21 protein-coding genes are annotated in these 21,581 nt (G+C 61.5%); 5 read left to right on the top strand and 16 right to left on the bottom strand.

Annotated features, from left to right (window positions below; all coding sequences use genetic code 11):
- Positions 1-54: 54 nt before the first annotated feature.
- Complete coding sequence (locus FRT59_RS14360) at positions 55-585, bottom strand: ferritin-like domain-containing protein (protein ID WP_034117480.1); 531 nt, start codon at positions 583-585, stop codon at positions 55-57.
- Positions 586-761: 176 nt separating this feature from the next.
- Here FRT59_RS14360 and FRT59_RS14355 point away from each other — a divergent pair, with 176 nt between their 5' ends.
- Positions 762-1,652, top strand: coding sequence for an esterase/lipase family protein (locus tag FRT59_RS14355; protein WP_153871515.1), 891 nt, complete (start codon positions 762-764; stop codon positions 1,650-1,652).
- Between the two features lie 113 nt (positions 1,653-1,765).
- Here the strand turns inward: FRT59_RS14355 and FRT59_RS14350 are convergent, their stop codons facing one another.
- Positions 1,766-2,653, bottom strand: a complete 888-nt coding sequence (locus FRT59_RS14350) for a DMT family transporter (protein WP_153871514.1) — start codon at positions 2,651-2,653, stop codon at positions 1,766-1,768.
- A gap of 97 nt (positions 2,654-2,750) precedes the next feature.
- Between FRT59_RS14350 and FRT59_RS14345 the strand changes: the two genes are divergently transcribed.
- From FRT59_RS14345 to FRT59_RS14335, 3 genes are all read left to right on the top strand, one after another.
- The gene (locus tag FRT59_RS14345; protein ID WP_153871513.1) at positions 2,751-3,539 is read left to right on the top strand and encodes an AraC family transcriptional regulator; all 789 of its coding nucleotides are present in this window, start codon (positions 2,751-2,753) and stop codon (positions 3,537-3,539) included.
- A 71-nt stretch (positions 3,540-3,610) separates the two neighbouring features.
- Entirely contained in the window at positions 3,611-3,910 is a 300-nt protein-coding gene (locus tag FRT59_RS14340; protein ID WP_005784310.1) for a PsiF family protein, read from the top strand.
- Between the two features lie 209 nt (positions 3,911-4,119).
- Positions 4,120-5,133: an AI-2E family transporter gene (locus FRT59_RS14335; RefSeq protein ID WP_153871512.1), complete on the top strand. Its 1,014-nt coding sequence runs from the start codon at positions 4,120-4,122 to the stop codon at positions 5,131-5,133.
- A 76-nt stretch (positions 5,134-5,209) separates the two neighbouring features.
- On the opposite strand, the gene FRT59_RS14330 is transcribed toward FRT59_RS14335, so the two are convergent.
- Positions 5,210-6,478, bottom strand: coding sequence for an Hsp70 family protein (locus tag FRT59_RS14330; RefSeq protein WP_057010770.1), 1,269 nt, complete (start codon positions 6,476-6,478; stop codon positions 5,210-5,212).
- Between the two features lie 239 nt (positions 6,479-6,717).
- On the opposite strand from FRT59_RS14330, the gene FRT59_RS14325 reads away from it, so the two are divergent.
- Entirely contained in the window at positions 6,718-7,656 is a 939-nt protein-coding gene (locus tag FRT59_RS14325) for a DnaJ C-terminal domain-containing protein (RefSeq protein WP_034117489.1), read from the top strand.
- A 55-nt stretch (positions 7,657-7,711) separates the two neighbouring features.
- Here FRT59_RS14325 and ureC read toward each other — a convergent pair whose 3' ends face one another.
- The 13 genes from ureC to FRT59_RS14260 all read right to left on the bottom strand — a co-directional run bounded on the left by ureC (position 7,712) and on the right by FRT59_RS14260 (position 21,492).
- Positions 7,712-9,412, bottom strand: a complete 1,701-nt coding sequence (gene ureC, locus FRT59_RS14320) for an urease subunit alpha (protein WP_153871511.1) — start codon at positions 9,410-9,412, stop codon at positions 7,712-7,714.
- Between the two features lie 119 nt (positions 9,413-9,531).
- On the bottom strand, positions 9,532-9,837 hold the full coding sequence (locus FRT59_RS14315; RefSeq protein ID WP_153871510.1) for an urease subunit beta: 306 nt from the start codon (positions 9,835-9,837) through the stop codon (positions 9,532-9,534).
- Positions 9,834-10,367 (bottom strand): GNAT family N-acetyltransferase, encoded by a 534-nt coding sequence (locus FRT59_RS14310; protein ID WP_153871509.1) that lies wholly within the window; start codon positions 10,365-10,367, stop codon positions 9,834-9,836. Before FRT59_RS14310 ends, FRT59_RS14315 begins: the two co-directional genes overlap by 4 nt.
- A 5-nt stretch (positions 10,368-10,372) precedes the next feature.
- Positions 10,373-10,885 carry a GNAT family N-acetyltransferase gene (locus tag FRT59_RS14305; protein WP_153871508.1) on the bottom strand — a complete coding sequence of 171 codons (513 nt, stop codon included), beginning with the start codon at positions 10,883-10,885 and terminating at the stop codon, positions 10,373-10,375.
- A gap of 9 nt (positions 10,886-10,894) precedes the next feature.
- Complete coding sequence (gene ureA, locus FRT59_RS14300) at positions 10,895-11,197, bottom strand: urease subunit gamma (RefSeq protein ID WP_003171437.1); 303 nt, start codon at positions 11,195-11,197, stop codon at positions 10,895-10,897.
- A gap of 85 nt (positions 11,198-11,282) precedes the next feature.
- Positions 11,283-12,122, bottom strand: a complete 840-nt coding sequence (locus tag FRT59_RS14295) for an urease accessory protein UreD (RefSeq protein WP_153871507.1) — start codon at positions 12,120-12,122, stop codon at positions 11,283-11,285.
- 31 nt (positions 12,123-12,153) lie between these two features.
- Positions 12,154-12,852: an urea ABC transporter ATP-binding subunit UrtE gene (gene urtE / locus FRT59_RS14290; protein WP_153871506.1), complete on the bottom strand. Its 699-nt coding sequence runs from the start codon at positions 12,850-12,852 to the stop codon at positions 12,154-12,156.
- A 12-nt stretch (positions 12,853-12,864) separates the two neighbouring features.
- A complete protein-coding gene (urtD, locus tag FRT59_RS14285; RefSeq protein WP_167524278.1) occupies positions 12,865-13,698 on the bottom strand; it encodes an urea ABC transporter ATP-binding protein UrtD in 834 nt (277 codons plus the stop codon).
- Entirely contained in the window at positions 13,695-14,762 is a 1,068-nt protein-coding gene (urtC, locus tag FRT59_RS14280; RefSeq protein WP_153871504.1) for an urea ABC transporter permease subunit UrtC, read from the bottom strand. Before urtC ends, urtD begins: the two co-directional genes overlap by 4 nt.
- Entirely contained in the window at positions 14,762-16,264 is a 1,503-nt protein-coding gene (gene urtB, locus FRT59_RS14275) for an urea ABC transporter permease subunit UrtB (RefSeq protein ID WP_153838759.1), read from the bottom strand. The genes urtC and urtB overlap by 1 nt, the downstream gene beginning before the upstream one ends.
- 136 nt (positions 16,265-16,400) lie before the next feature.
- Entirely contained in the window at positions 16,401-17,666 is a 1,266-nt protein-coding gene (gene urtA / locus FRT59_RS14270; RefSeq protein WP_034117499.1) for an urea ABC transporter substrate-binding protein, read from the bottom strand.
- Positions 17,667-17,912: 246 nt separating this feature from the next.
- A complete protein-coding gene (locus FRT59_RS14265) occupies positions 17,913-19,292 on the bottom strand; it encodes a PepSY-associated TM helix domain-containing protein (RefSeq protein ID WP_233094208.1) in 1,380 nt (459 codons plus the stop codon).
- Positions 19,293-19,431: 139 nt separating this feature from the next.
- On the bottom strand, positions 19,432-21,492 hold the full coding sequence (locus tag FRT59_RS14260; RefSeq protein ID WP_153871503.1) for a TonB-dependent copper receptor: 2,061 nt from the start codon (positions 21,490-21,492) through the stop codon (positions 19,432-19,434).
- Positions 21,493-21,581 lie beyond the last annotated feature (89 nt).

Here is a 21,581-nt window from a genome sequence, read left to right as displayed (position 1 = left end):
AAATGTGGGAGGGGGCTGCTGCCCCCTCCCACATGGTTATTGCAGTGTTGCTGGTTACAGATCTTGCAGAATATCCGCCATATCATCGGCGTGTTCTTCTTCCTGGGCCAGGATGTCTTCAAAGATGCGACGGGTAGTCGGATCTTTATCACCGATGTACTGGATGATTTCACGGTAGCTGTCCACCGCGATACGCTCGGCCACCAGATCCTCGTAGACCATTTCTTTGAGCGTGTTGCCTGCGACGTATTGGGCGTGGGAGTTCTTCGACAGCAGGTCGGGGTTGAACTCCGGCTCGCCGCCCAGTTGCACGATGCGCTCGGCCAGTTTGTCGGCGTGCTCGGCTTCCTGGGTGGCATGTTCGAGGAACTCATCAGCGGCGACGCTGGCTTTGAGGCCGCTGGCCATGAAGTAGTGGCGCTTGTAGCGCAACACGCAGACCAGTTCTGTGGCCAGCGACTCGTTGAGCAGACGGATGATTTCTTCGCGGTCGGCGTCGTAGCCTTCTGTCACGGCACCGTTTTCGACATTCTGGCGGGCGCGGCTGCGCAGGGTCGCAATGTCAGTCAAGTGTGCTTCAGTCATTTCAATCTCCTGGGGCTAATCCGGTTTTACGCCACGCTCTGCCGGCGTGATCGCTATCAGTTGTGAGTCTTGGGCGGGACAAAAAGTTTTATTGGATTTGCCTGGGAGTGTCATCTTCGCGTCGCTGGATTGGGCTAGTCTGCCTTCATCCTCTCATGATCAAGGACGTTCGACTCATGTCGCAGTCGTTAGCCACGCGTTACCCCCTGGTGCTGGTGCCTGGCATGCTTGGCTTCGTACGCGTGGGGTTTTTCCCCTACTGGTACGGGATCATTCCAGCGCTGCGAGCCGGTGGGGCGCGGGTGTTTCCTGTCCAAGTAGCGCCGTTGGACTCCAACGAAGTACGCGGTGAGCAGTTGCTGGCGCAGATCGAGCGGGTTCTTCGGGAGTCCGGCGCTGAGAAGGTCAACCTGATCGGCCATAGCCAGGGCTCGCTCACTGCCCGTTATGCGGCGGCCAAGTGCCCGGAGTGGGTGGCGTCGGTTACCTCGGTGGCCGGGCCCAACCATGGCTCGGAACTGGCCGATCATATCCACACCCATTACCCCGCCGACAGCGTCAAAGGGCGCCTGATGAGCGCAGTGTTTCATCTGGTTGCCTGGGTAATGGGGTTGCTGGAAACCGGCTATCGCGGGCCGCGCTTCAAGGCCGACCTGCAGGCTTCGCACCATTCCCTGACCAGCGCGGGCGTGGCGCTTTTCAATCGCCAATATCCCCAGGGGTTGCCCCAGGAATGGGGCGGGCAGGGCATGGAGGAGGTTAACGGCGTGCGCTACTACTCGTGGTCCGGCACCTTGCAGCCGGGCAAGACCGATCGCGGGCGCAACCTGCTGGACGGCACCCACCGTAGCTGTCGCTTGTTCGCCCGCAGCTTTGTGCGGAAGAAGGGCCAATGCGACGGTATGGTCGGGCGTTACAGCTCACACCTGGGCACGGTGATCGGCGATGACTACGCCCTGGACCATTTCGATATCGTCAACCAATCCATGGGGCTGGTGGGCAAAGGGGCCGAGCCGATTCGTCTGTTTGTCGAGCATGCCCGGCGGCTCAAGGCGGCCGGCGTTTAGCGGGTACACCGCGTTATCGTTCTTCGCGAGCAAGCCCGCTCCCACACTAGACCGCATTCCGAAGATGGATCTCGGTCAAATGTGGGAGCGGGCTTGCTCGCGAAGGCGATATGTCAGGCAACACTGACCATACGGCCAACCGGCGTCGTCCAGCGCTCCGACAAAATCACCCCGCCCAACGTCAGCAAACCGCCCACCAAGTGATACAGCGCCAGCTCTTCCTTCAACACCACCGCCGCAATCAACGCGGTAATCAATGGCAGCAGGTTGAAAAACAGCGTGGTCCGGCTTGGCCCCAGGGTCTTCACCGAATGCATCCAGGCCAATGGCGCGAGCATCGAAGCCAACAGGCACGCATACAGCACCAGCGGAATATTTGCCCAGCCCAACCCAGCCTTGGCCGAGAACAGATACAGCGGGAACAACACCACCACCGCTACCAGCACTTGCAGATACAGCAGTACCAACGGCGGCAGGCGCAGTTGCCATTTTTTCAGCAGGGTGCTGTAGACCGCGTACGCCAGTGTGGCGATGAGCATCATGCCGTCGCCCAGGTTGACCCCATGTTGCAGCAGCGCGCCCAGGCTGCCGGCCGACACCACCACCACCACGCCGGCAAACGACAGCACCGCACCGGTCAGCGCGCCAAAGGTCAGGCGTTGGCCCAGGCTGATAATGGCGGCGGTCAGGGCCATCAGCGGCATCAGCGAGAGGATGATGCCCATGTTGGTGGCGCTGGTCAGCGTTGCCGCGTAATAAGCCAGGCTTTGATACACCGCCATGCCCAGCACGCCGAGGATAAAAATCTTGCCGAGGTTCGGGCGGATGAGCGCCCAGTTGGCGATTACCGGCTTGAGCATGAACGGGGTAAACAGCAACGCCGCCAGCAGCCAGCGGTAAAAGCCGATTTCAGCCGGAAAGATCGAACCCACGGCCAGTTTGTTGACCACGGTGTTGCCGGCCCAGATAAAGATGGCCAGCAGCGGATACGCGTATTGCATCGAAAGAAACCCAGTGTGTTGACGAGGCGGGATTATCCCCTGTCTGGATCGAAGCCTATACTGCGATCCAGACAACTGACCTCTGAATCCAGACAACATGGCCAGACATACCGTACGCCTCGCGGATTTTTCCAGCCTGCCGAGCCCTGTGTACTTCCGCTACTCCGATTTCGCCCCGGACACCGAGTGCACCCCGCACCGGCATGGCTGGGGCTCGCTGGACTATTCGGCCAGTGGCGTGATGCGCATGGAGGTGGCCGGTAATCGCTTTATGTCGCCGCCGCAGTACGCGGTATGGATCCCGCCCAATACCGAGCACAGCTCCTACAACGCCCAGGCGATTGTGTATCGCTCGGTGGGCTTGGCGCCGGCGCTCTGCGAGCATCTGCCCCAAGCGCCGTGCACCCTGGCGATCAGTGACATTCTCAAGGCTATCCTCAGCGATTTTGCCCAGCGTGACGTGAATATCCCGCAGACCGAGGCCGATATTCGCCTGGCCCAAGTGCTGGTGGACCAGCTCAGGCAGGCGCCGATTCACGATGGCTTCCTGCCCTACGCCCGCCACCCTGGGTTGCTGGGAGTACTGGAGGGCATGCAGGCTGAGCCCGGCGACAATCGCCCGTTGCTGCAATGGGCTGAGCAGGTGCATGTGAGCGAACGCACCCTGGCGCGCCAGTTTGTACGCGAACTGGGCATGAGTTTTGGCGAATGGCGCCAGCGTCTTCGTTACCTGGCGGCCATTGAAGCGCTGGACAGTGAGCGCAGCGTGCAACATGTGGCGTTTGACTTGGGCTACAGCACCGCCTCGGCGTTTATCGCCATGTTCCAGCGCCACGCCGGCTGCACGCCAGAGCAGTACCGGCGGTCGAATATACGTAGTCGCTGAAGTTGTAACAGGTTTTGACTACACTGCGAGGTAGGCCGTGCCCTTCGGCACGGTAACAGGGAGAAAACTCCATGAAGATGCTGCGTATTCCGTTGTTGATGATGGGCCTGCTGCTGTGTTCCCAGGGTTTTGCCGCCACGGCCCAGCAGAACAAAATGACCACCTGCAATGCCGAAGCGACTACCAAGACCCTTAAAGGCGACGACCGCAAGGCCTTCATGAAGACCTGCCTGTCGGCGCCTGCCGCCAACGATGCCAAGACCCTGACGCCACAGCAGCAGAAGATGAAAGACTGCAATGCGTCGGCAAAAACCAAGGCGTTGACCGGTGATGCGCGCAAGACATTCATGAGCACCTGCCTCAAAGGTTAATCACGATTTCGCAGGCGCTGCAGATCAAATGTGGGAGGGGGCTTGCTCCCGATAGCGCCGTGTCAGTCAACCGATTCATTGGCTGATCCACCGCAATCGGGAGCAAGCCCCCTCCCACACTTGATCGCATTCACAGTCGTCCCCCCTCGCTTGATGCCTGCAACGCTGGCAGACTGCCCATCCTTTTACGCCGTTTGTTTTGAGGCTGTATGCCAACGTTTTCTCAGCGTCATGTGTTGTTGCTGGCCAGCTACATCATCATTTTCGGCGGGTTGCTGCTGGTGCTGCCGCTGAAATTGCTGCCCAGCCTGCTGGCCGGCCTGTTGGTCTATGAACTGGTCAACATGCTCACCCCCCAACTTCAACGCCTGATCGAAGGTCGGCGCGCGCGCTGGTTGGCGGTGGCTTTGCTGGGCACGCTGATCGTCAGCGTGCTCACCTTGATTTTCGCCGGCGCCATCAGCTTCCTGCTCCACGAAGCGGAAAACCCCGGGGCTTCTCTCGACAAATTCATGGGTGTGGTCGACCGCGCACGCGGCCAATTACCGCCGTTTATCGACGCCTACCTGCCCGCCAGTGCCGCCGAATTCCGCGTGGCCATCGGCGATTGGCTGAGCAAGCACCTGAGCGAACTGCAACTGGTCGGCAAAGACGCTGCGCACATGTTCGTTACCCTGCTGATCGGCATGGTGCTGGGTGCGATCATCGCCCTGCAGCGCGTGCCCGACCTGACCAAACGCAAACCCCTGGCCGCTGCACTGTTCGACCGCCTGCACCTGCTGGTCCAGGCCTTTCGCAACATCGTCTTCGCCCAGATCAAAATTGCCGCGCTCAATACCGGCTTCACTGCGATCTTCCTCGCCGTGGTGCTGCCGTTGTGCGGTATCCACCTGCCGCTGACCAAAACCCTCATCGTGTTGACCTTCCTGCTCGGCCTGTTGCCGGTGATCGGCAACCTGATGTCCAACACTTTGATCACCATCGTCGCGCTGTCGTTGTCGATCTGGGTGGCGGTGGCGGCGTTGGGGTACCTGATCGTGATCCACAAGGTCGAGTACTTCCTCAACGCACGCATCGTCGGCGGGCAGATCAGTGCCAAGTCGTGGGAATTGCTGCTGGCGATGCTGGTGTTTGAAGCGGCGTTCGGTTTGCCGGGAGTGGTGGCGGGGCCGATCTACTATGCGTACCTGAAAAGTGAGCTGAAGCTCGGCGGGATGGTTTAAACACAGTTGCAAGCTTCAAGCTTCAAGTGAGAGCGAGTCCGCTTCTACTTGCAGCTTGAAGCTGAAAACTTACCGCTTAAGACCCATAACGTTTGCTGGCCTCGATCGCCAAGCCACTACCGATACTGCCAAAGATATTGCCTTCCACGTGCCGCGCATTCGGCAGCATGGCCGAGATGCTGTGGCGCAGTGCCGGAATACCGCTGGAACCACCGGTGAAGAACACCGTGTCCACCTGGGCAACATCCACCGAAGCATCGGTCAGCAATTGGGTCACGCTGTTGCGCACGCGTTCCAGCAGGCCATCAATGGCGGACTCGAACAACGTACGGCTCAAATCCACGCTCAACCCCGGCTCAACCCGATCCAGCAGCACATGGCGGTTGTCTTCGTGGGTCAGCTGGATCTTGGTTTCTTCCACTTCCATCGCCAGCCAGTGCCCGGCGCGCTGTTCGATCAACTTGAACAGCCGGTCGATGCCACCGGTGTCTTCGATGTCGTAGCGCATGCTGCCCAGCGCTAGCTGGGATTTCTGCGAGTACACCGAGTTGATGGTGTGCCAGGTGGCCAGGTTCATGTGGTGGCTGGTGGGCATGTAGGCGCCACTTTTCATGCGGCTGCCGTAGCCGAACAGCGGCATCATGCCGGCGAGGGACAGCTGTTTGTCGAAGTCGGTACCGCCGATGTGCACGCCGCCGGTGGCGAGGATGTCGCTCTGGCGGTTGTCGTTGTGACGGCGGTCCGGAGACAGGCGCACCAGGGAGAAGTCGGACGTACCACCGCCGATGTCGACGATCAGCACCAGTTCTTCTTTTTCAATGGTGGACTCGTAGTCGAACGCCGCCGCAATCGGCTCGTACTGGAACGAGATGTCTTTGAAGCCGATCTTGCGTGCCACGTCCACCAGGGTGTTCTCGGCTTCCTGGTCGGCCATCGGGTCGTCATCGACGAAGAACACCGGGCGGCCCAGCACCACTTCCTCGAATTCACGCCCTGCGGTTGCCTCGGCGCGGCTCTTGAGCTGGCCGATAAACAGCGCCAACAGGTCGGTGAACGGCATGGCCGTGCCCAGGACGCTGGTGTCGTGCTTGATCAGCTTGGAACCCAGCAGGCTCTTGAGCGAGCGCATCAGCCGGCCTTCGTAGTTTTCCAGGTACTCGTGCAGGGCCAGGCGGCCGTACACCGGGCGGCGCTCCTCGAAGTTGAAGAACACCACCGACGGCAAGGTGATCTTGTCGTCCTCCAGCGCGATAAGCGTCTCCTCGCCGGGGCGGATCCAGCCGACGGTGGAGTTGGACGTGCCGAAGTCGATACCGCAGGCACGGGCTGGGGATGGGTTTTTCATGTCTATCGGGTTCCGGTTGAAAAACGGCCGCGCAGTGTATGCCAGTCGCAGGCGCTTGCGTAGGCCAACCATCCGTTAAATCGCGCTTGAAAGTACGGGATTTGCCCCCACATCTGTTGCATACGGCTGATGCCGATAACACTTTGACGTACCCCCCAGGCCACAACCCTCAACAGGTGCAAACCAGCGCACGTTGTGCCCCGGGCAGTGCGATCTCGATAAAGGATGGTGAACCGCCGATGGATTTCAAAGATTACTACAAGATTCTGGGTGTCGAGCCGACGGCCGATGACAAGGAAATCAAGGCAGCCTATCGCAAGCTCGCGCGCAAATATCACCCCGATGTCAGCAAGGAAAAAGACGCCGAAGAGAAATTCAAGGACGCGTCCGAAGCCTATGAGGCGCTTAAAAGCGCCGATAAGCGAGCCGAGTACGACGAACTGCGCAAATACGGCCAGCATGGCCAGCCGTTCCAGGGCCCACCTGGCTGGCAGAGTCGTGGTGGGTATGGTGGCGGCGCGGGCACCGAGGACTTCTCCGACTTTTTCAGCTCGATCTTCGGTGGTCGTGGCGATGCCTTTGGTGGCGGCCAGCGCCGCTCCACGGGCCGCAAGGGCCAGGACGTGGAGATGCAACTGACGGTGCACCTTGAAGAGACACTGTCTACCGAGTCCAAGCAGATCAACTTCCAGGTGCCGCAATACGACGCTTCGGGCCGGCACGTCAGCAACACCACCAAGAGCCTGAACGTGAAGATCCCCGCCGGCGTGGCCGACGGCGAGCGCATCCGCCTCAAAGGGCAGGGCGCACCGGGCATCGGTGGCGGCGCCAATGGCGACCTGTACCTGATCATCAAGTTTGCGCCCCACCCCAAGTTCGAAGTGGATGGCGAAAACCTGATCATCAACCTGCCCCTGGCGCCGTGGGAGCTGGCGTTGGGCGCGGAAGTGGCCGTGCCGACCCTCACCGGCAAAATCAACCTCAAGGTGCCTGCCGGCAGCCAGAACGGCCAGCGCATGCGCGCCAAGGGTCATGGCTTGCTGAACAAGGCCGGGCAGCGCGGTTATCTGTTTGTGCAGCTCAAGGTGGTGATGCCTAAAAGTAGCGATGAGGAGGTCAAGGCGTTGTGGCAGGCGCTGGCTGATAAGGCGGCGTTCAACCCGCGTGAGCATTTCTGAGCCGGGTAACTGTTGCGCAATTGTTGGCCGCGCCCGGCACTCAGTATGGGTTGCACTAAAACAAAAAGTAGCGCTGCGCCATCGGCAGCACATCTGCCGGCTCACACCACAGCAACACGCCGTCGGCCTTGACCTGATAGGTCTGCGGGTCCACCTCGATATCCGGCAGGTAATCGTTATGGATCAAGTCGGTTTTCTGCACGTTGCGGCACCCCTTGACCACCGCGATCTGCTTCTTCAACCCCAGGGCCTCGGGCAAGCCGGCGTCCTGGGCAGCCTGGCTGATAAAGGTCAGGCTGGTGGCGTGCAACGAGCTGCCGAAGCTGGCGAACATCGGGCGGTAGTGCACCGGTTGTGGCGTCGGGATCGACGCGTTGGCGTCGCCCATCAGGCTTGAGGCAATTGCGCCGCCCTTGAGGATCAAGGTCGGTTTGATGCCGAAGAACGCCGGGCGCCACAGCACCAGGTCGGCCCACTTGCCCACTTCGATAGAGCCGACGATATGGCTGACACCATGGGTGATCGCCGGGTTGATGGTGTACTTGGCGATATAGCGTTTGGCGCGGAAGTTGTCATTGCCCGGGCCGTCGCCGGGCAGGGCGCCACGTTGTTTTTTCATCTTGTCGGCGGTCTGCCAGGTGCGCGTGATCACTTCACCGACGCGGCCCATGGCCTGGCTGTCGGAGCTGATCATCGAGAACGCGCCCAGGTCATGCAGGATGTCTTCAGCAGCAATGGTCTCGCGGCGAATGCGGCTTTCGGCGAAGGCCACGTCTTCGGCAATGCTTGGGTCCAGGTGATGGCAGACCATCAGCATGTCCAGGTGCTCGTCGATGGTGTTGCGGGTGAACGGCCGGGTCGGGTTGGTGGAACTGGGCAGCACGTTGGGGAAACCGCAGGCCTTGATGATGTCCGGCGCATGGCCGCCACCGGCGCCTTCGGTGTGGTAGGTGTGGATGGTGCGGCCCTTGAGGGCGGCGAGGGTGGTTTCGACGAAGCCAGACTCGTTGAGGGTGTCGCTGTGGATCGCCACCTGCACGTCGTATTGGTCGGCAACGCTCAGGCAGTTATCAATGCTTGCCGGAGTCGTGCCCCAGTCTTCATGCAGCTTCAAACCGATGGCGCCGGCCTTGACCTGTTCGATCAGCGGCTCGGGCAGACTGGCGTTGCCCTTGCCGGTGAAACCGATGTTCATCGGGAACGAGTCGCTGGCCTGCAGCATGCGCGCCAAGTGCCACGGGCCGGACGTGCAGGTGGTAGCGTTGGTGCCGGTGGCCGGGCCGGTACCGCCGCCGATCATGGTGGTGATGCCGCTGGTCAGCGCTTCTTCGATCTGCTGCGGGCAGATGAAATGCACGTGGGAGTCGATGCCGCCTGCCGTGAGGATCATGCCTTCGCCGGCGATCACTTCAGTGCTGGCGCCGATGGCCATGGTCACGCCGGGCTGGATATCCGGGTTGCCGGCTTTGCCGATCGCATGGATGCGGCCATTCTTCAAGCCAACGTCGGCCTTGACGATGCCCCAGTGGTCGATGATCAGTGCGTTGGTGATCAGGGTGTCCACCACTTCATGGGCGAGCAGTTGGCTCTGGCCCTGGCCGTCGCGGATGACCTTGCCGCCGCCGAATTTCACTTCTTCGCCATAGACAGTGAAGTCCTGTTCGACTTCGACGAACAGTTCGGTGTCGGCCAGGCGGACCTTGTCACCGACGGTGGGGCCGTACATGTCGGCGTAGGCTTGGCGGCTGATTTTCATGTGTGGTTGCCCTGATAAAGATATGTTGAATGTGAGACCGCTATCGGGAGCAAGCCCCCTCCCACCTTTGATTTGTGAATACCTTCAAATGTGGAAGGGGGCTTGCTCCCGATGAGGCCCTAAAGGTCACCCATAATTCGCCCGGCAAACCCGAATACCCGCCGCCCACCGCCCAGATCCACCAGCTCCACCTCCCGCCGCTGCCCCGGCTCAAACCGCACTGCCGTCCCCGCCGGAATATTCAGGCGCATGCCACGGCTTGCTGCACGGTCAAACTCCAGCGCGCCATTGGTCTCGAAAAAATGGTAGTGCGAGCCCACCTGAATCGGCCGGTCGCCGCTGTTGGCCACGCCGAGGGTGACGGTGCGCCGGCCGACATTCAGTTCGATGTCGCCAGGCTGGATCTGATATTCACCAGGAATCATGCAGGTTGCCCCAGAGTCTTGAAGTAGATGGCGGTCGGGCTGTAGCGCCCGTCCGGGCTTTGGCAGTAGTCGGGCAGTTCACCGATCTTGGTGTAGTGCAGCGACTGGTAGAAGGCTTCGGCACCGGAGCCGGCCTCGGTGTCCAGATAGAGCAAGCCGCGCTTGTGCTGGCGTGCCGCGAGTTCCAGGGCGTTCATCAATTGCTGGCCCAGGCCATGACGGCGGGCGCTGCTGTGCACCAGCAGCTTTTGCACTTCGGCGCGGTTGAGGCCGTTGGCTTTCTGGCACAGCGCCAATTGCACGCTGGCGATCACTTGCTCGTCACGCACCACCACCCACAGCAACAGGCTGGTGTCCTCGACACTGGCTTGCACCCCCTGCAGATAGGCGCGGGCCTGGGCTTCATCGAAGTCGGCCATGAAGCCCACCGAAGCGCCATGCTGCACCGCGTCCAGCAACAGCTCAATCAAACCCAAGCGGTAATGGGCAAAACTTTCAGCATTCACTCGACGCAATTGTGCAGCGCTCATCGATCTCACTCCTTGGGCGGCTCGACGCCCGGATTCAATGTCAGTTGCATGAAAGTCAGGTCCAGCCAGCGGCCGAACTTGATACCCACTTGGGGCATCTGCCCGGTGGTAATGAAACCCAGGCGCTCATGCAGGCGGATGGACGCCAGGTTGCCGCTTTCAATGGCGGCGACCATCACGTGTTTGTCGCAGCTGCGGGCACGCTCGATCAGCGCTTGCATCAGGCGTGGGCCAAGGCCCTTGCCGCGTTGATCGTTGCGCACGTACACCGAGTGTTCGACGCTGTAGCGAAAGCCCTCGAAGGGGCGCCAGTCGCCGAATGAGGCGTAGCCTGTGACTTCATCGTTTTCCACCGCCACCAGGATCGGGTATTGCTGCGCCTGGCGTGCGCTGAACCAGGCTTGGCGGTTGGCCAGGTCTACCGGTTGTTCGTTCCAGATCGCCGTGGTGTTGAGCACCGCGTCGTTGTAGATAGCGCGGATCGCCGGCAGGTCGTGTTCGGTTGCATCACGAATCATCGCAGTGCCTCACGCAATGGGCTGGTGGACAGTCACCAGCTTGGTGCCGTCGGGGAACGTGGCTTCCACCTGGATGTCCGGGATCATCTCCGGGATGCCTTCCATCACTTGCTCACGGCTGAGCAGCGTGGTGCCGTAGTGCATCAGGTCGGCCACGGTGCGGCCATCGCGGGCGCCTTCCATCAGGGCGGCAGAGATGTAGGCGATGGTTTCCGGGTAGTTGAGTTTCACCCCGCGTGCCAGGCGGCGTTCGGCGACGAGGCCTGCGGTGAAGATCAACAGTTTGTCTTTTTCCCGTGGGGTCAGGTCCATGGTTCAAGGTCCTTCAAAGAATGCATTCTTAAATACAACAGAGATCAAGTGTGGGAGGGAGCAAGCCCCCTCCCACATTTGATCTTCATGTGCTCCAGATTCGTGGTGAAACGGCTTCGCGGCCCAGTACGGCTGGGCGCAGCAATCGCCATAAATCAATCAACCAACCCCGCGCCAATAACGCTTCCTCAGCCAGGCAACGCGCCACCAGCAGCCCGGGCAATTGGGTCAAATCGCCGCGCACCGCGTGGGGCAGTGAGCGGCATTGTTCAAGCAATTCAGGGTCTATCTCGCCGGTCACCAGCAACGTGGCAAACACCGGTTGCCCATCCAGCCCGATAGGCGAATCCAGTAACCCATCGGCGCCCACAATGCGCTGGCGCTCATGCCAGAGCAACTGCCCGTCGCGGCGAATATCCAGGTGCGATTGAAAGTGGCCGAGATCAAAGCGCTCGCCACTGGCGGGGCGGCCGAGGGCGACCACATCCCAGTAGAACAGCCGGGCATCGCCTTGCAGGTCAATACGTGTGGTGAGTTCGGCCTGGGCAGCGCTGAACACGATGGTTTCCTGGGGCAGCCACTCCAGTGTCGCGCCGGCTTCTACCGTCAGTTCAAGTTGCGCAAAGGCCGGGCCGCTGGCGCGATACCACTTGGCTGCACCAGGGCTGGTCAATTGCGCCCAGGCCCCCGCGTCGACATGGGCACTGATGTCCAGGCGGTCACCGCCGGCAATCCCGCCGGGCGGGTGCACGATGATGTGCTGGCACACCTCGGGGCCTTCTGCATACAGATGCTTTTGCACCCGCAGCGGGCCAAGGTGGCGGCGTAGCACCGGGCGTGTGGTGTCACCGAAACGCGCGTAGCCGAGTTCCAGCTCGGCGTGCCAGCTGGGGGTGAACAGGGCAGGGGAAACGGGCAGGTTCATGTTTTAGGGCTTATTGTTAGGACGCTACAGATTAGATGGTAACCAACCCGCGCACACCCTCACTTTGCATATTTTCACCTCGGCCTTGCTGGACGATTTCACCGCGTGACATCACCAGGTACTGGTCGGCCAGCTCGGCGGCGAAGTCGTAGAACTGCTCCACCAACAGGATCGCCATATCACCACGCGCCGCGAGTTTCTTGATCACTGCGCCGATTTCCTTGATCACCGACGGCTGGATACCTTCGGTGGGCTCATCGAGAATCAACAGGCGCGGGCGGCTGGCCAGGGCGCGACCAATCGCCAGCTGCTGTTGCTGGCCGCCGGACAGATCGCCGCCGCGCCGCTGCTTCATTTGCAGCAACACCGGGAACAGTTCGTAGATGAAGGCGGGCACTTCCTTGGCCTCTGAGCCAGGGAAACGCGACAGGCCCATCAGCAGGTTTTCTTCCACCGTCAACCGGCCAAAAATCTCCCGGCCCTGGGGCACGTAGGCGATGCCCGCATGCACGCGCTGGTGCGGCTTGAAACCGGTGATGGCTTTGCCTTCCCAATTCACCACGCCTTCTTTGGCGGGCAGCAAACCCATCAGGCACTTGAGCAGCGTGGTCTTGCCCACGCCATTACGCCCGAGCAGGCAGGTGACTTCGCCGATCTTCACGTCGAACGAGAGCCCGCGCAGGATGTGGCTACCGCCGTAGTACTGGTGCAGCTTGTCGACTTGCAGCATGTTCACTTCTCCTTAGCGACCGAGGTAAACCTCGATCACTCGCTCATTTTCCTGCACCTGTTCCAGCGACCCCTCGGCCAACACACTGCCCTGGTGCAACACGGTGACGTGGTCGGCAATCGAGCCGACAAAGCCCATGTCGTGCTCCACCACCATCAACGAGTGCTTGCCCGCCAGGCGCTTGAACAATTCGGCGGTGAATTCGGTTTCGGCGTCGGTCATGCCCGCCACCGGTTCATCCAGTAGCAACAGTTGCGGGTCTTGCATCAGCAGCATGCCGATTTCCAGGAACTGCTTCTGACCGTGGGACAACAAACCGGCGGGCCGCTGCACCGAGGCCGTGAGGCGGATGGTGTCGAGCACTTCATCAATACGGTCTTTCTGCTCACCACTCAGCCGCGCGCGCAGGCTGGCCCATACGGATTTGTCGGTCTTCTGCGCCAACTCGAGGTTTTCGAACACGCTCAGGGCTTCGAACACCGTGGGTTTCTGGAACTTGCGCCCGATGCCAGCCTGGGCGATTTGCACTTCGCTCATGCTGGTCAAATCGAGGGTCTCGCCAAACCAGGCCTTGCCGTGGCTGGGCCGGGTCTTGCCGGTGATCACGTCCATCAGCGTGGTCTTGCCCGCGCCGTTGGGGCCGATGATGCAGCGCAATTCGCCGACACCGATATACAGGTTCAGGTCGTTGAGCGCCTTGAAACCATCGAAGCTGACGCTGATATCTTCCAGGGTCAGGATGGTGCCGTGGCGGGTGTTGAGCCCTTTGCCCGCGGCCTGGCCGATACCAATCGCATCGCGGCCGCTGCCCGCATCGAAAATAGGTTCAAGCATGACGTTCCTCATTTCTTCAGCAGGCCGATAACGCCCTTGGGCAGGTACAGGGTGACGATGATGAACAACGCCCCGAGGAAGAACAGCCAGTACTCCGGGAAGGCCACGGTGAACCAGCTCTTCATGCCGTTGACCACACCGGCGCCGAGCAACGGTCCGACCAGCGTGCCGCGCCCGCCCAGCGCCACCCATACCGCGGCTTCGATGGAGTTGGTCGGCGACATTTCGCTGGGGTTGATGATGCCCACCTGCGGTACATACAGCGCGCCGGCAAGGCCGCACAACACCGCGCTCAGCACCCACACGAACAGCTTGAAGCCACGTGGGTCGTAGCCGCAGAACATCAGACGGTTCTCGGCGTCCCGCAAGGCGGTCAGCACCCGGCCGAACTTGCTCTGCGCCAGGCGCCAGCCGATGTACAGGCTCGCCACCAGCAACAGCACCGTGGCCACGAACAGCACCGCCCGCGTGCCCGGTTCAGTAATGCCGAAACCAAGGATGCTGCGGAAATTGGTAAAGCCGTTATTGCCGCCGAAGCCGGTCTCGTTGCGAAAGAACAACAGCATCCCGGCAAAGGTCAGGGCCTGGGTCATGATCGAGAAATACACGCCCTTGATCCGCGAGCGGAAGGCGAAGAAACCGAACACCAGCGCCAACAGTCCGGGCGCCAAGACCACCAGGCACAAGGCCCAGAGGAAGTTGTCGGTGCCGGCCCAGTACCAGGGCAACTCGGTCCAGGACAAAAAGGTCATGAACGCTGGCAACTCATCGCCGGACGCCTGGCGCATCAGGTACATGCCCATGGCGTAGCCGCCCAGGGCGAAGAACAGGCCGTGACCGAGGGACAGCATGCCGGCGTAGCCCCAGACCAGATCAAGCGCGAGAGCGACGATGGCGTAGCAGAGGATCTTGCCCACCAGCGTCAGGGTGTAGGCCGACACATGAAAGGCGTTGTCGGGCGGCAACAGCGACAGCAGGGGCAACGCCAGCAGCACGACGAGGATCACCACGCCGACGGCAATGGTCACCTTGGGGCCGGCCTTTTGCGTGGCCGTAAGCATCAATGGCTGGTTCATCAGTCGATCACCCGTCCTTTCAGTGCGAAGAGTCCTTGCGGGCGTTTCTGGATAAACAGAATGATCAGCGCGAGGATCAGGATTTTGCCGAGCACGGCGCCGATCTGTGGCTCAAGAATCTTGTTGGCAATACCCAGGCCGAACGCGGCCATGACGCTACCGGCCAACTGGCCGACGCCGCCGAGCACCACCACCAGGAACGAGTCGATGATGTAGCTCTGGCCCAGGTCCGGGCCGACGTTGCCGATCTGGCTCAGCGCTACGCCGCCAAGGCCGGCGATGCCGGAGCCGAGGCCAAAGGCGAGCATGTCTACGCGCCCGGTAGGCACGCCGCAGCAGGCGGCCATGTTGCGGTTCTGGGTGACGGCACGCACGTTGAGGCCCAGGCGTGTCTTGTTCAGCAGCAGCCAGGTGAGCACCACCACGAACAGCGCGAAGGCAATGATCACGATGCGGTTGTACGGCAGCACCAGGTTGGGCAGCACTTGGATGCCGCCGGACAACCAGGCGGGGTTGGATACTTCGACGTTCTGCGCACCGAACACCAGGCGCACCAGTTGGATCAGCATCAGGCTGATGCCCCAGGTGGCGAGCAGGGTTTCCAGCGGCCGGCCATAGAGGTGGCGAATCACCGTGCGCTCCAGCGCCATGCCGATGGCCGCGGTGACGAAGAACGCCACCGGCAGCGCGATCAACGGGTAGAACTCGATGGCCTGGGGCACATAGCGCTGCATCATCAGTTGCACCACATAGGTGGAGTAGGCGCCGAGCATCAGCATCTCGCCGTGGGCCATGTTGATCACGCCGAGCAGGCCGAAGGTGATCGCCAAGCCCAAGGCCGCGAGCAGCAGGATCGAGCCTAACGACATGCCGCTGAAGGCCTGGCCGAGGATCTCGCCGAACATCAGTTTACGTTTGACCTGGGCCAGGCTGGTCTCGGCGGCGGTGTGCACGGCGGCGTCGGCCTCAACGCCCGGCGCCAGCAGCGCTTCAAGGCGCGTGCGCGCCAGCGGGTCGCCGGTGCTGCCGAGCAAGCGCACGGCAGCGAGGCGCACGGCCGGGTCGCTGTCCACCAGTTGCAGGTTGGCCAGGGCCAGGCTGAGGGCGGTGTGTACGTCCTCGTCGGTCTCGGCGGCTACCTGCTGGTCGAGGAATTTCAGCTGTGCAGGCACAGCGCTTTTTTGCAGGGTACGCGCTGCCGCCAGACGCACCTTGGGGTCAGCGGCGAGCAATTGCTGGCTGGCCTGGACGTTATTGATCAAGCCGCGCAGGCGATTGTTCAGGCGCACGGTCTTGGTTTCGCCGTTGAGCGTGAGCTGGCCTTGTTGCAGCGCGTCCACCAGCTCGATGCGTGCTGGGTCGGGCTGTGCGGCCCAGTCCTGGAGGAGCTTGGCTTGTTGTGTCGGGTTGGCGCTGAGGAAGTCCTCGGCGTCGCTGGCGTGTGCGGCCAAGGGCAGTAACAGCAGCAAGGCCAGGGTCAAGCGGTAGAGGGCAGCGGGCATACAAAAATGTCCTGATTATGCGGGGACAGTGTGGGAGGGGGCTTGCTCCCGATAGCTGCGTGTCAGGCAAAGCATCTGTCACAGACCCACCGCTATCGGGAGCAAGCCCCCTCCCACATTTAGACCGAGCCGGGCTTTAGTTGCTCTTCACGGCGTAATCCGGCTTTTTGTCATTGCCCGGAATGTAAGGGCTCCACGGCTGCGCGCGAATCGGCGCTTCGGTCTGCCACACCACCGAGAACTGCCCGTCCGATTGGATCTCACCGATCATCACCGGCTTGTGCAGGTGATGGTTGGTCTTGTCCATGGTCAGGGTGAAACCCGACGGCGCGGCGAAGGTCTGGCCGCCCAGGGCTTCACGTACTTTGTCGACGTCGGTGGACTTGGCTTTCTCGGCCGCCTGCGCCCACATATGGATGCCCACGTAGGTGGCCTCCATCGGATCGTTGGTCACGGCTTTGTCCGCGCCCGGCAGGTTGTGCTTCTTGGCGTAGGCTTTCCAATCGGCGACGAACTTCTGGTTCACCGGGTTCTCCACCGACTGGAAGTAGTTCCACGCCGCGAGGTTGCCCACCAGCGGCTTGGTGTCGATGCCGCGCAGTTCTTCTTCACCCACCGAGAACGCCACCACCGGTACATCGGTGGCCTTCAGGCCCTGGTTGGCCAGCTCCTTGTAGAACGGCACGTTGGAGTCGCCATTGACGGTGGAGACCACTGCGGTCTTGCCGCCGGCGGAGAATTTCTTGATGTTGGCGACGATGGTCTGGTAATCGGCGTGGCCGAACGGGGTGTAGACCTCTTCGATATCTTTGTCTGCCACGCCTTTGGAATGCAGGAACGAACGCAGGATTTTGTTGGTGGTGCGTGGGTACACGTAGTCGGTGCCGAGCAGGAAGAAGCGCTTGGCACTGCCGCCTTCTTCGCTCATCAAATATTCCACCGCCGGGATCGCCTGCTGGTTCGGCGCTGCACCGGTGTAGAACACGTTCGGCGACATCTCTTCACCTTCGTATTGCACTGGGTAGAACAGCAGGCCGTTGAGTTCTTCAAACACCGGCAATACCGATTTACGCGACACTGAGGTCCAGCAACCGAACACCACGGCGACCTTGTCCTGGGTCAGCAGCTGCCGGCCTTTTTCCGCGAACAGCGGCCAGTTCGAGGCTGGGTCCACCACCACCGGTTCGAGCATCTTGCCGTTCACACCGCCCTTGGCGTTGATTTCGTCGATGGTCATCAACGCCATGTCTTTGAGCGAGGTTTCGGAGATTGCCATGGTCCCGGACAACGAATGCAGGATGCCAACCTTGATGGTCTCGGCGGCCTGCACGGTCCAGGTCAGGCCCATGGCAACAATGGATGCCGACAAAGTTAAAGCCTTGATCAAGCTACGACGCTGCATGGTGTGATCTCCGTGAACTCAGCACTGTTATGAGGGGCAAGTTGAGGAGGTGATTGCAAGCGCTGTGCCGAGTCGGAAAAAGGCATGAAATGGTCGCTCCGCCCGCGGCTGTAAGGGGGCGGCGCACCAGGAAAAGGCAGGTCGAGGTGCCAGGTGCGTGGCTGTGCGCTACAACGGGGCGCGCTTAAGGCTTGCGCATCAGGCCGATAAAAACAGCCCGCCAATCGCTCAGCACGCGCGTACTGCTTACTCCTCGCAGTACGGCGCTGCTCTTTTGTTGCGCCAGAATGACCAAGCGCCATCCAGGCAACCGACCACAATCAGGGAGGCCCCCACCAACGGGAAAATAATCGCTAACCCCAGCATGATCACCATCGCGGTTTTCCACTTCGGCACGTCATGGCGCAGCGGCGGCACACCCAGCCCACCCTGTGGCCGACGCTTCCACCAGATCACCACGCCGCTGACCGCACTGAGCAGGATCATCAAGCAGATCAGCAGCACGATCAGTTGGTTGACCCAGCCGAACATCTTGCCCTCATGCAACATCACTCCGGTTTCGGTGGCGCGGGCGACGGCGTTGTAGTGTTCCCAGCGCACATCGGCGAGAACCTTGCCGGTGTACTGGTCCACATGCAGGGTGGCGTCGTTGCGGGGGTCGTTGGCGAACACGGCAACGGTGAACACGCCGGTGGCGGTGGTGGGGAAGGTGATGCTGTAGCCGGGCTCGACCTTGCGTGCGTGGGCCAGTTCGACCACCTGTTGCAGGCGCACGGTCGGCGCGGCAGGGCCCGCGTGCATGGCGCCATGGTTCATGTGTTCGGCATGGTCACCGGACATCGGCATCGGCGTGTTTTCCAGAGCCCAGGGCACGGTTTGCTGGCTGGCCGTATTGAGCATGCGCGCCTGCTGGTCGGACTGCGGCACATTGGTCCACATCGCTGCCGGAAAGGTGTTCCACAGCTCGGCGTATTGCTTGCCCCAGAAGCCGGTCCAGGTCATGCCGCTGAGCAGCATCACCAGCAAAAAGGCCGCGCCCCAGAAACCGGCGACGGCATGCAAGTCGCGCCAGAACAGCCGGCCACGGCTATTCAAACGCGGCCACAGCACACCCGCCGATGACTTGCCACGCGGCCACCACAGGTACAGCCCAGACACCACCAGCATCACGCCCCAGCCGGCGGCGAGTTCGATCAGGCGATCACCCAGGGTGCCGATCATCAGCTCTCCATGCAGGGCGCGGACGATGGCTTGCAGGTTGTATTTCGCGTCCTGTTCGCCGAGCACGGTGCCGCGATAGGGGTCGACGAATAGCGTGACTTCGCGCCCGTCCTTTTGCATGACGAACTGTGCGCTGCTGGTGGCGTCGACCGGGGGCAGGTATTTGCTGATCGCGGCCTGGGGGTAAGCGGCCTTGGCCCGTTGCAGTTGCTCGTCGGCGCTCAGCGCGTGCTCGGCGGCGGGCACCGTGAGCAGGTCGGCGTACATCAACGGGTCGAGCTGGGGTTTGAACAGGTAGATGATGCCGGTCAGGGCCAGCAGCACCATGAAAGGGGCGACGAAGAGCCCGGCGTAGAAGTGCCAGCGCCAGGCCAGGTTGTAGAAGGAAACTTTTTGAGTAGTCATCAGGTGCTCCGCAAGGCTTTAGTTTTTCTGGACCAGTTACACCGCCATCGGGAGCAAGCCCCCTCCCACATTGAATGTGTTCACACATCAAAATATGTGAACCCGATCAAATGTGGGAGGGGGCTTGCTCCCGATGCTTTTAGAAGCTCATATCGACTTTGGTCCAGAGGGTTCGACCGGGCTCCTTGATGGCCTGCGGGTCATTGGCCGGGTAGCCGAACCCGGCGTTACCGGCCAGGTTCAAGTGTTCGGCGTAGGCCTTGCCGAACAGGTTGTCGACGCCAGTGCTGACCTTGAAGTTTTTATTGATGCGGTACGCCGCGTTCAGCGAGAACACGCCGAAGCCACCGCTCTTGTCGTAGTCTTTGCCGACCACGTTGCCCTTGTTCGGGTCGATGCGGTGTTGCGCCGCCACCACGCGCCACAAGGCGCCGGCACTCCAATCGTCTTCGCTGTAGGTCAGGCCGAAACGTGCATCCAGCGGCGGCATCTGCGGCAGGGCCTTGCCATCGCTGCTGTTCTTGCCCCAGGCGTAGGCGAGGCTGGCATCGGCTTTCCAGTTCTGTGTCAGCTTGTAGGCCGCGCCCAATTCGCCGCCCATGATGCGTGCGTCGACATTGCGCGCCTGGGAGGTGGTGCCCATCATGCCGGGCCTGTAGTCAAACAGGATGAAGTCGCGCACCTGGCCGATGTACCCCGAAGCCCAGGCTTCCATGTCGGCCGTTTTGTATTGCGCGCCAAAGTCGAGCTGGGTGGTTTTCTCAGGCTTCACACCGTCGAAGGCGTTCACCGAGCCAACCGCGCCGGTGTTGGGGGAAAACAGTTCCCAGTAATCCGGGAAACGTTCCGCGTGGCCCAGGCCCGCATAGAGGGTGGTGGGCGTGTCTGCCAGGTCGTGCTCGTAGCGCACAAAGCCCGAGGGCAAGGTGTCGGCGCGGGTATTGTCGGCGGTCGGGTTCGGGCGGGACATCATTCCCGAGCCCGTGCGTTGGCGGAAGTCCTTGGCCGAGGCGCGGTCCAGGCGCGCACCGGTGATCAGGCGGTCATTGTCGGCGGCGTACCAGGTCAATTCGCCAAACACACCGTAGTTGTGGAAGTTGGCGTCCTTGTTGCGCGGCAGGTCCTTGTAGGTGTCGATGCCCATGCTGCTGCGCGCGCGGTGCTCGTTGGTCTGTGCATCCAGGCCGCCGATCAGTTGCACATCGGCCCAGCGCCAGGTTGCCTTGATGCGTGCGCCGAGGGTGCGGCGGTCGACATTGGAAGCCATCGGCCCGGCCATCATGCCGGTGCCCGAGGGGACGCGCAGGCTGTAGTTGTCCATCACATGGTCGGCGTAGTTGTAGTAGACCTGGGCTTCGACCTTGTCCAACACCTCGCCGATATTGGACTTCTCGAAACGCAGGCCCAGGCTTTCGCGCAGGAACTGCGAGCCGTCCATACCGCGCCCGGCGTAGCGTGCTTCGCCATCGCCACGGCCTGCGGTGAGTTCCAGCAGGGTGTCGGCGTCGGGGGTGAAGCCTACGGCGACATCGCCGTTCCATTTGTCGTAGCGCGAGGCGACCGTCTTGTTGTTGCCGTCCTTGTAGTCGTCGGCATGAGCCTGGTTACCGATCACCCGCACGTAGCCCAATGACCCACCGGCAGCGGCGTCGATGACCTTGTCGAAGCGCCCGTTGGAGCCGGCCAATACACTGGCGTTGACCCGCGTGCCCAACTCGCCGAATTGCTCGGGTTCACGGTCGAACAGGATGGTGCCGGCTGACGCACCCGGGCCCCAGAGCACGGTTTGCGGGCCTTTGATCACGGTCAGCTTGTCGTAGGTTTCCGGCGAGATGTACGAGGTGGGCGCATCCATCCGTCCCGGGCAAGCGCCGAGCATCATGCTGCCGTTGGTGAGGATATTCAGGCGTGAGCCGAACATGCCGCGCAGCACCGGGTCGCCATTGGTGCCGCCGTTGCGCACCAGGGCGAAGCCGGGGATGGTTTTGAGGTAGTCACCGCCATCGCTGGCGGGCACCGGTTGGCGTGGGTCTTTGGGGTTGGTGATGACCGTCAGCGGTGAGCTGGGGGCAATCGCGGTGATCACCGTGGGGCTCAATTCGTGATCCTCAGCCTGCGCGTGGGGCGCCAACAAGGCACCACACAGAACGGCGAGCACGGGGGTACAGCCTAAACGGGTGTCAGCAGAAAACCTGGACATGAAAAATTCCATCAATCAATCGTAAACAACACGGCCAGCAGCCTGCGGCTGTCTGTCTAAAGTCGGCCGGGGTGAAGTAAAGGTGTGGG

It is taken from the genome of Pseudomonas haemolytica, assembly GCF_009659625.1.
Taxonomy (GTDB): Bacteria; Pseudomonadota; Gammaproteobacteria; order Pseudomonadales; family Pseudomonadaceae; genus Aquipseudomonas; species Aquipseudomonas haemolytica.
This window is presented reverse-complemented; position numbering and strand designations above follow the sequence as displayed.

Coding starts and splice junctions, on each gene's coding strand:
- FRT59_RS14360 (WP_034117480.1), bottom strand. CDS start 585: ATGACTGAAGCACACTTGACTGACATTGCGACCCTGCGCAGCCGCGCC.
- FRT59_RS14355 (WP_153871515.1), top strand. CDS start 762: ATGTCGCAGTCGTTAGCCACGCGTTACCCCCTGGTGCTGGTGCCTGGC.
- FRT59_RS14350 (WP_153871514.1), bottom strand. CDS start 2,653: ATGCAATACGCGTATCCGCTGCTGGCCATCTTTATCTGGGCCGGCAAC.
- FRT59_RS14345 (WP_153871513.1), top strand. CDS start 2,751: ATGGCCAGACATACCGTACGCCTCGCGGATTTTTCCAGCCTGCCGAGC.
- FRT59_RS14340 (WP_005784310.1), top strand. CDS start 3,611: ATGAAGATGCTGCGTATTCCGTTGTTGATGATGGGCCTGCTGCTGTGT.
- FRT59_RS14335 (WP_153871512.1), top strand. CDS start 4,120: ATGCCAACGTTTTCTCAGCGTCATGTGTTGTTGCTGGCCAGCTACATC.
- FRT59_RS14330 (WP_057010770.1), bottom strand. CDS start 6,478: ATGAAAAACCCATCCCCAGCCCGTGCCTGCGGTATCGACTTCGGCACG.
- FRT59_RS14325 (WP_034117489.1), top strand. CDS start 6,718: ATGGATTTCAAAGATTACTACAAGATTCTGGGTGTCGAGCCGACGGCC.
- ureC (WP_153871511.1), bottom strand. CDS start 9,412: ATGAAAATCAGCCGCCAAGCCTACGCCGACATGTACGGCCCCACCGTC.
- FRT59_RS14315 (WP_153871510.1), bottom strand. CDS start 9,837: ATGATTCCTGGTGAATATCAGATCCAGCCTGGCGACATCGAACTGAAT.
- FRT59_RS14310 (WP_153871509.1), bottom strand. CDS start 10,367: ATGAGCGCTGCACAATTGCGTCGAGTGAATGCTGAAAGTTTTGCCCAT.
- FRT59_RS14305 (WP_153871508.1), bottom strand. CDS start 10,885: ATGATTCGTGATGCAACCGAACACGACCTGCCGGCGATCCGCGCTATC.
- ureA (WP_003171437.1), bottom strand. CDS start 11,197: ATGGACCTGACCCCACGGGAAAAAGACAAACTGTTGATCTTCACCGCA.
- FRT59_RS14295 (WP_153871507.1), bottom strand. CDS start 12,122: ATGAACCTGCCCGTTTCCCCTGCCCTGTTCACCCCCAGCTGGCACGCC.
- urtE (WP_153871506.1), bottom strand. CDS start 12,852: ATGCTGCAAGTCGACAAGCTGCACCAGTACTACGGCGGTAGCCACATC.
- urtD (WP_167524278.1), bottom strand. CDS start 13,698: ATGAGGAACGTCATGCTTGAACCTATTTTCGATGCGGGCAGCGGCCGC.
- urtC (WP_153871504.1), bottom strand. CDS start 14,762: ATGAACCAGCCATTGATGCTTACGGCCACGCAAAAGGCCGGCCCCAAG.
- urtB (WP_153838759.1), bottom strand. CDS start 16,264: ATGCCCGCTGCCCTCTACCGCTTGACCCTGGCCTTGCTGCTGTTACTG.
- urtA (WP_034117499.1), bottom strand. CDS start 17,666: ATGCAGCGTCGTAGCTTGATCAAGGCTTTAACTTTGTCGGCATCCATT.
- FRT59_RS14265 (WP_233094208.1), bottom strand. CDS start 19,292: ATGACTACTCAAAAAGTTTCCTTCTACAACCTGGCCTGGCGCTGGCAC.
- FRT59_RS14260 (WP_153871503.1), bottom strand. CDS start 21,492: ATGTCCAGGTTTTCTGCTGACACCCGTTTAGGCTGTACCCCCGTGCTC.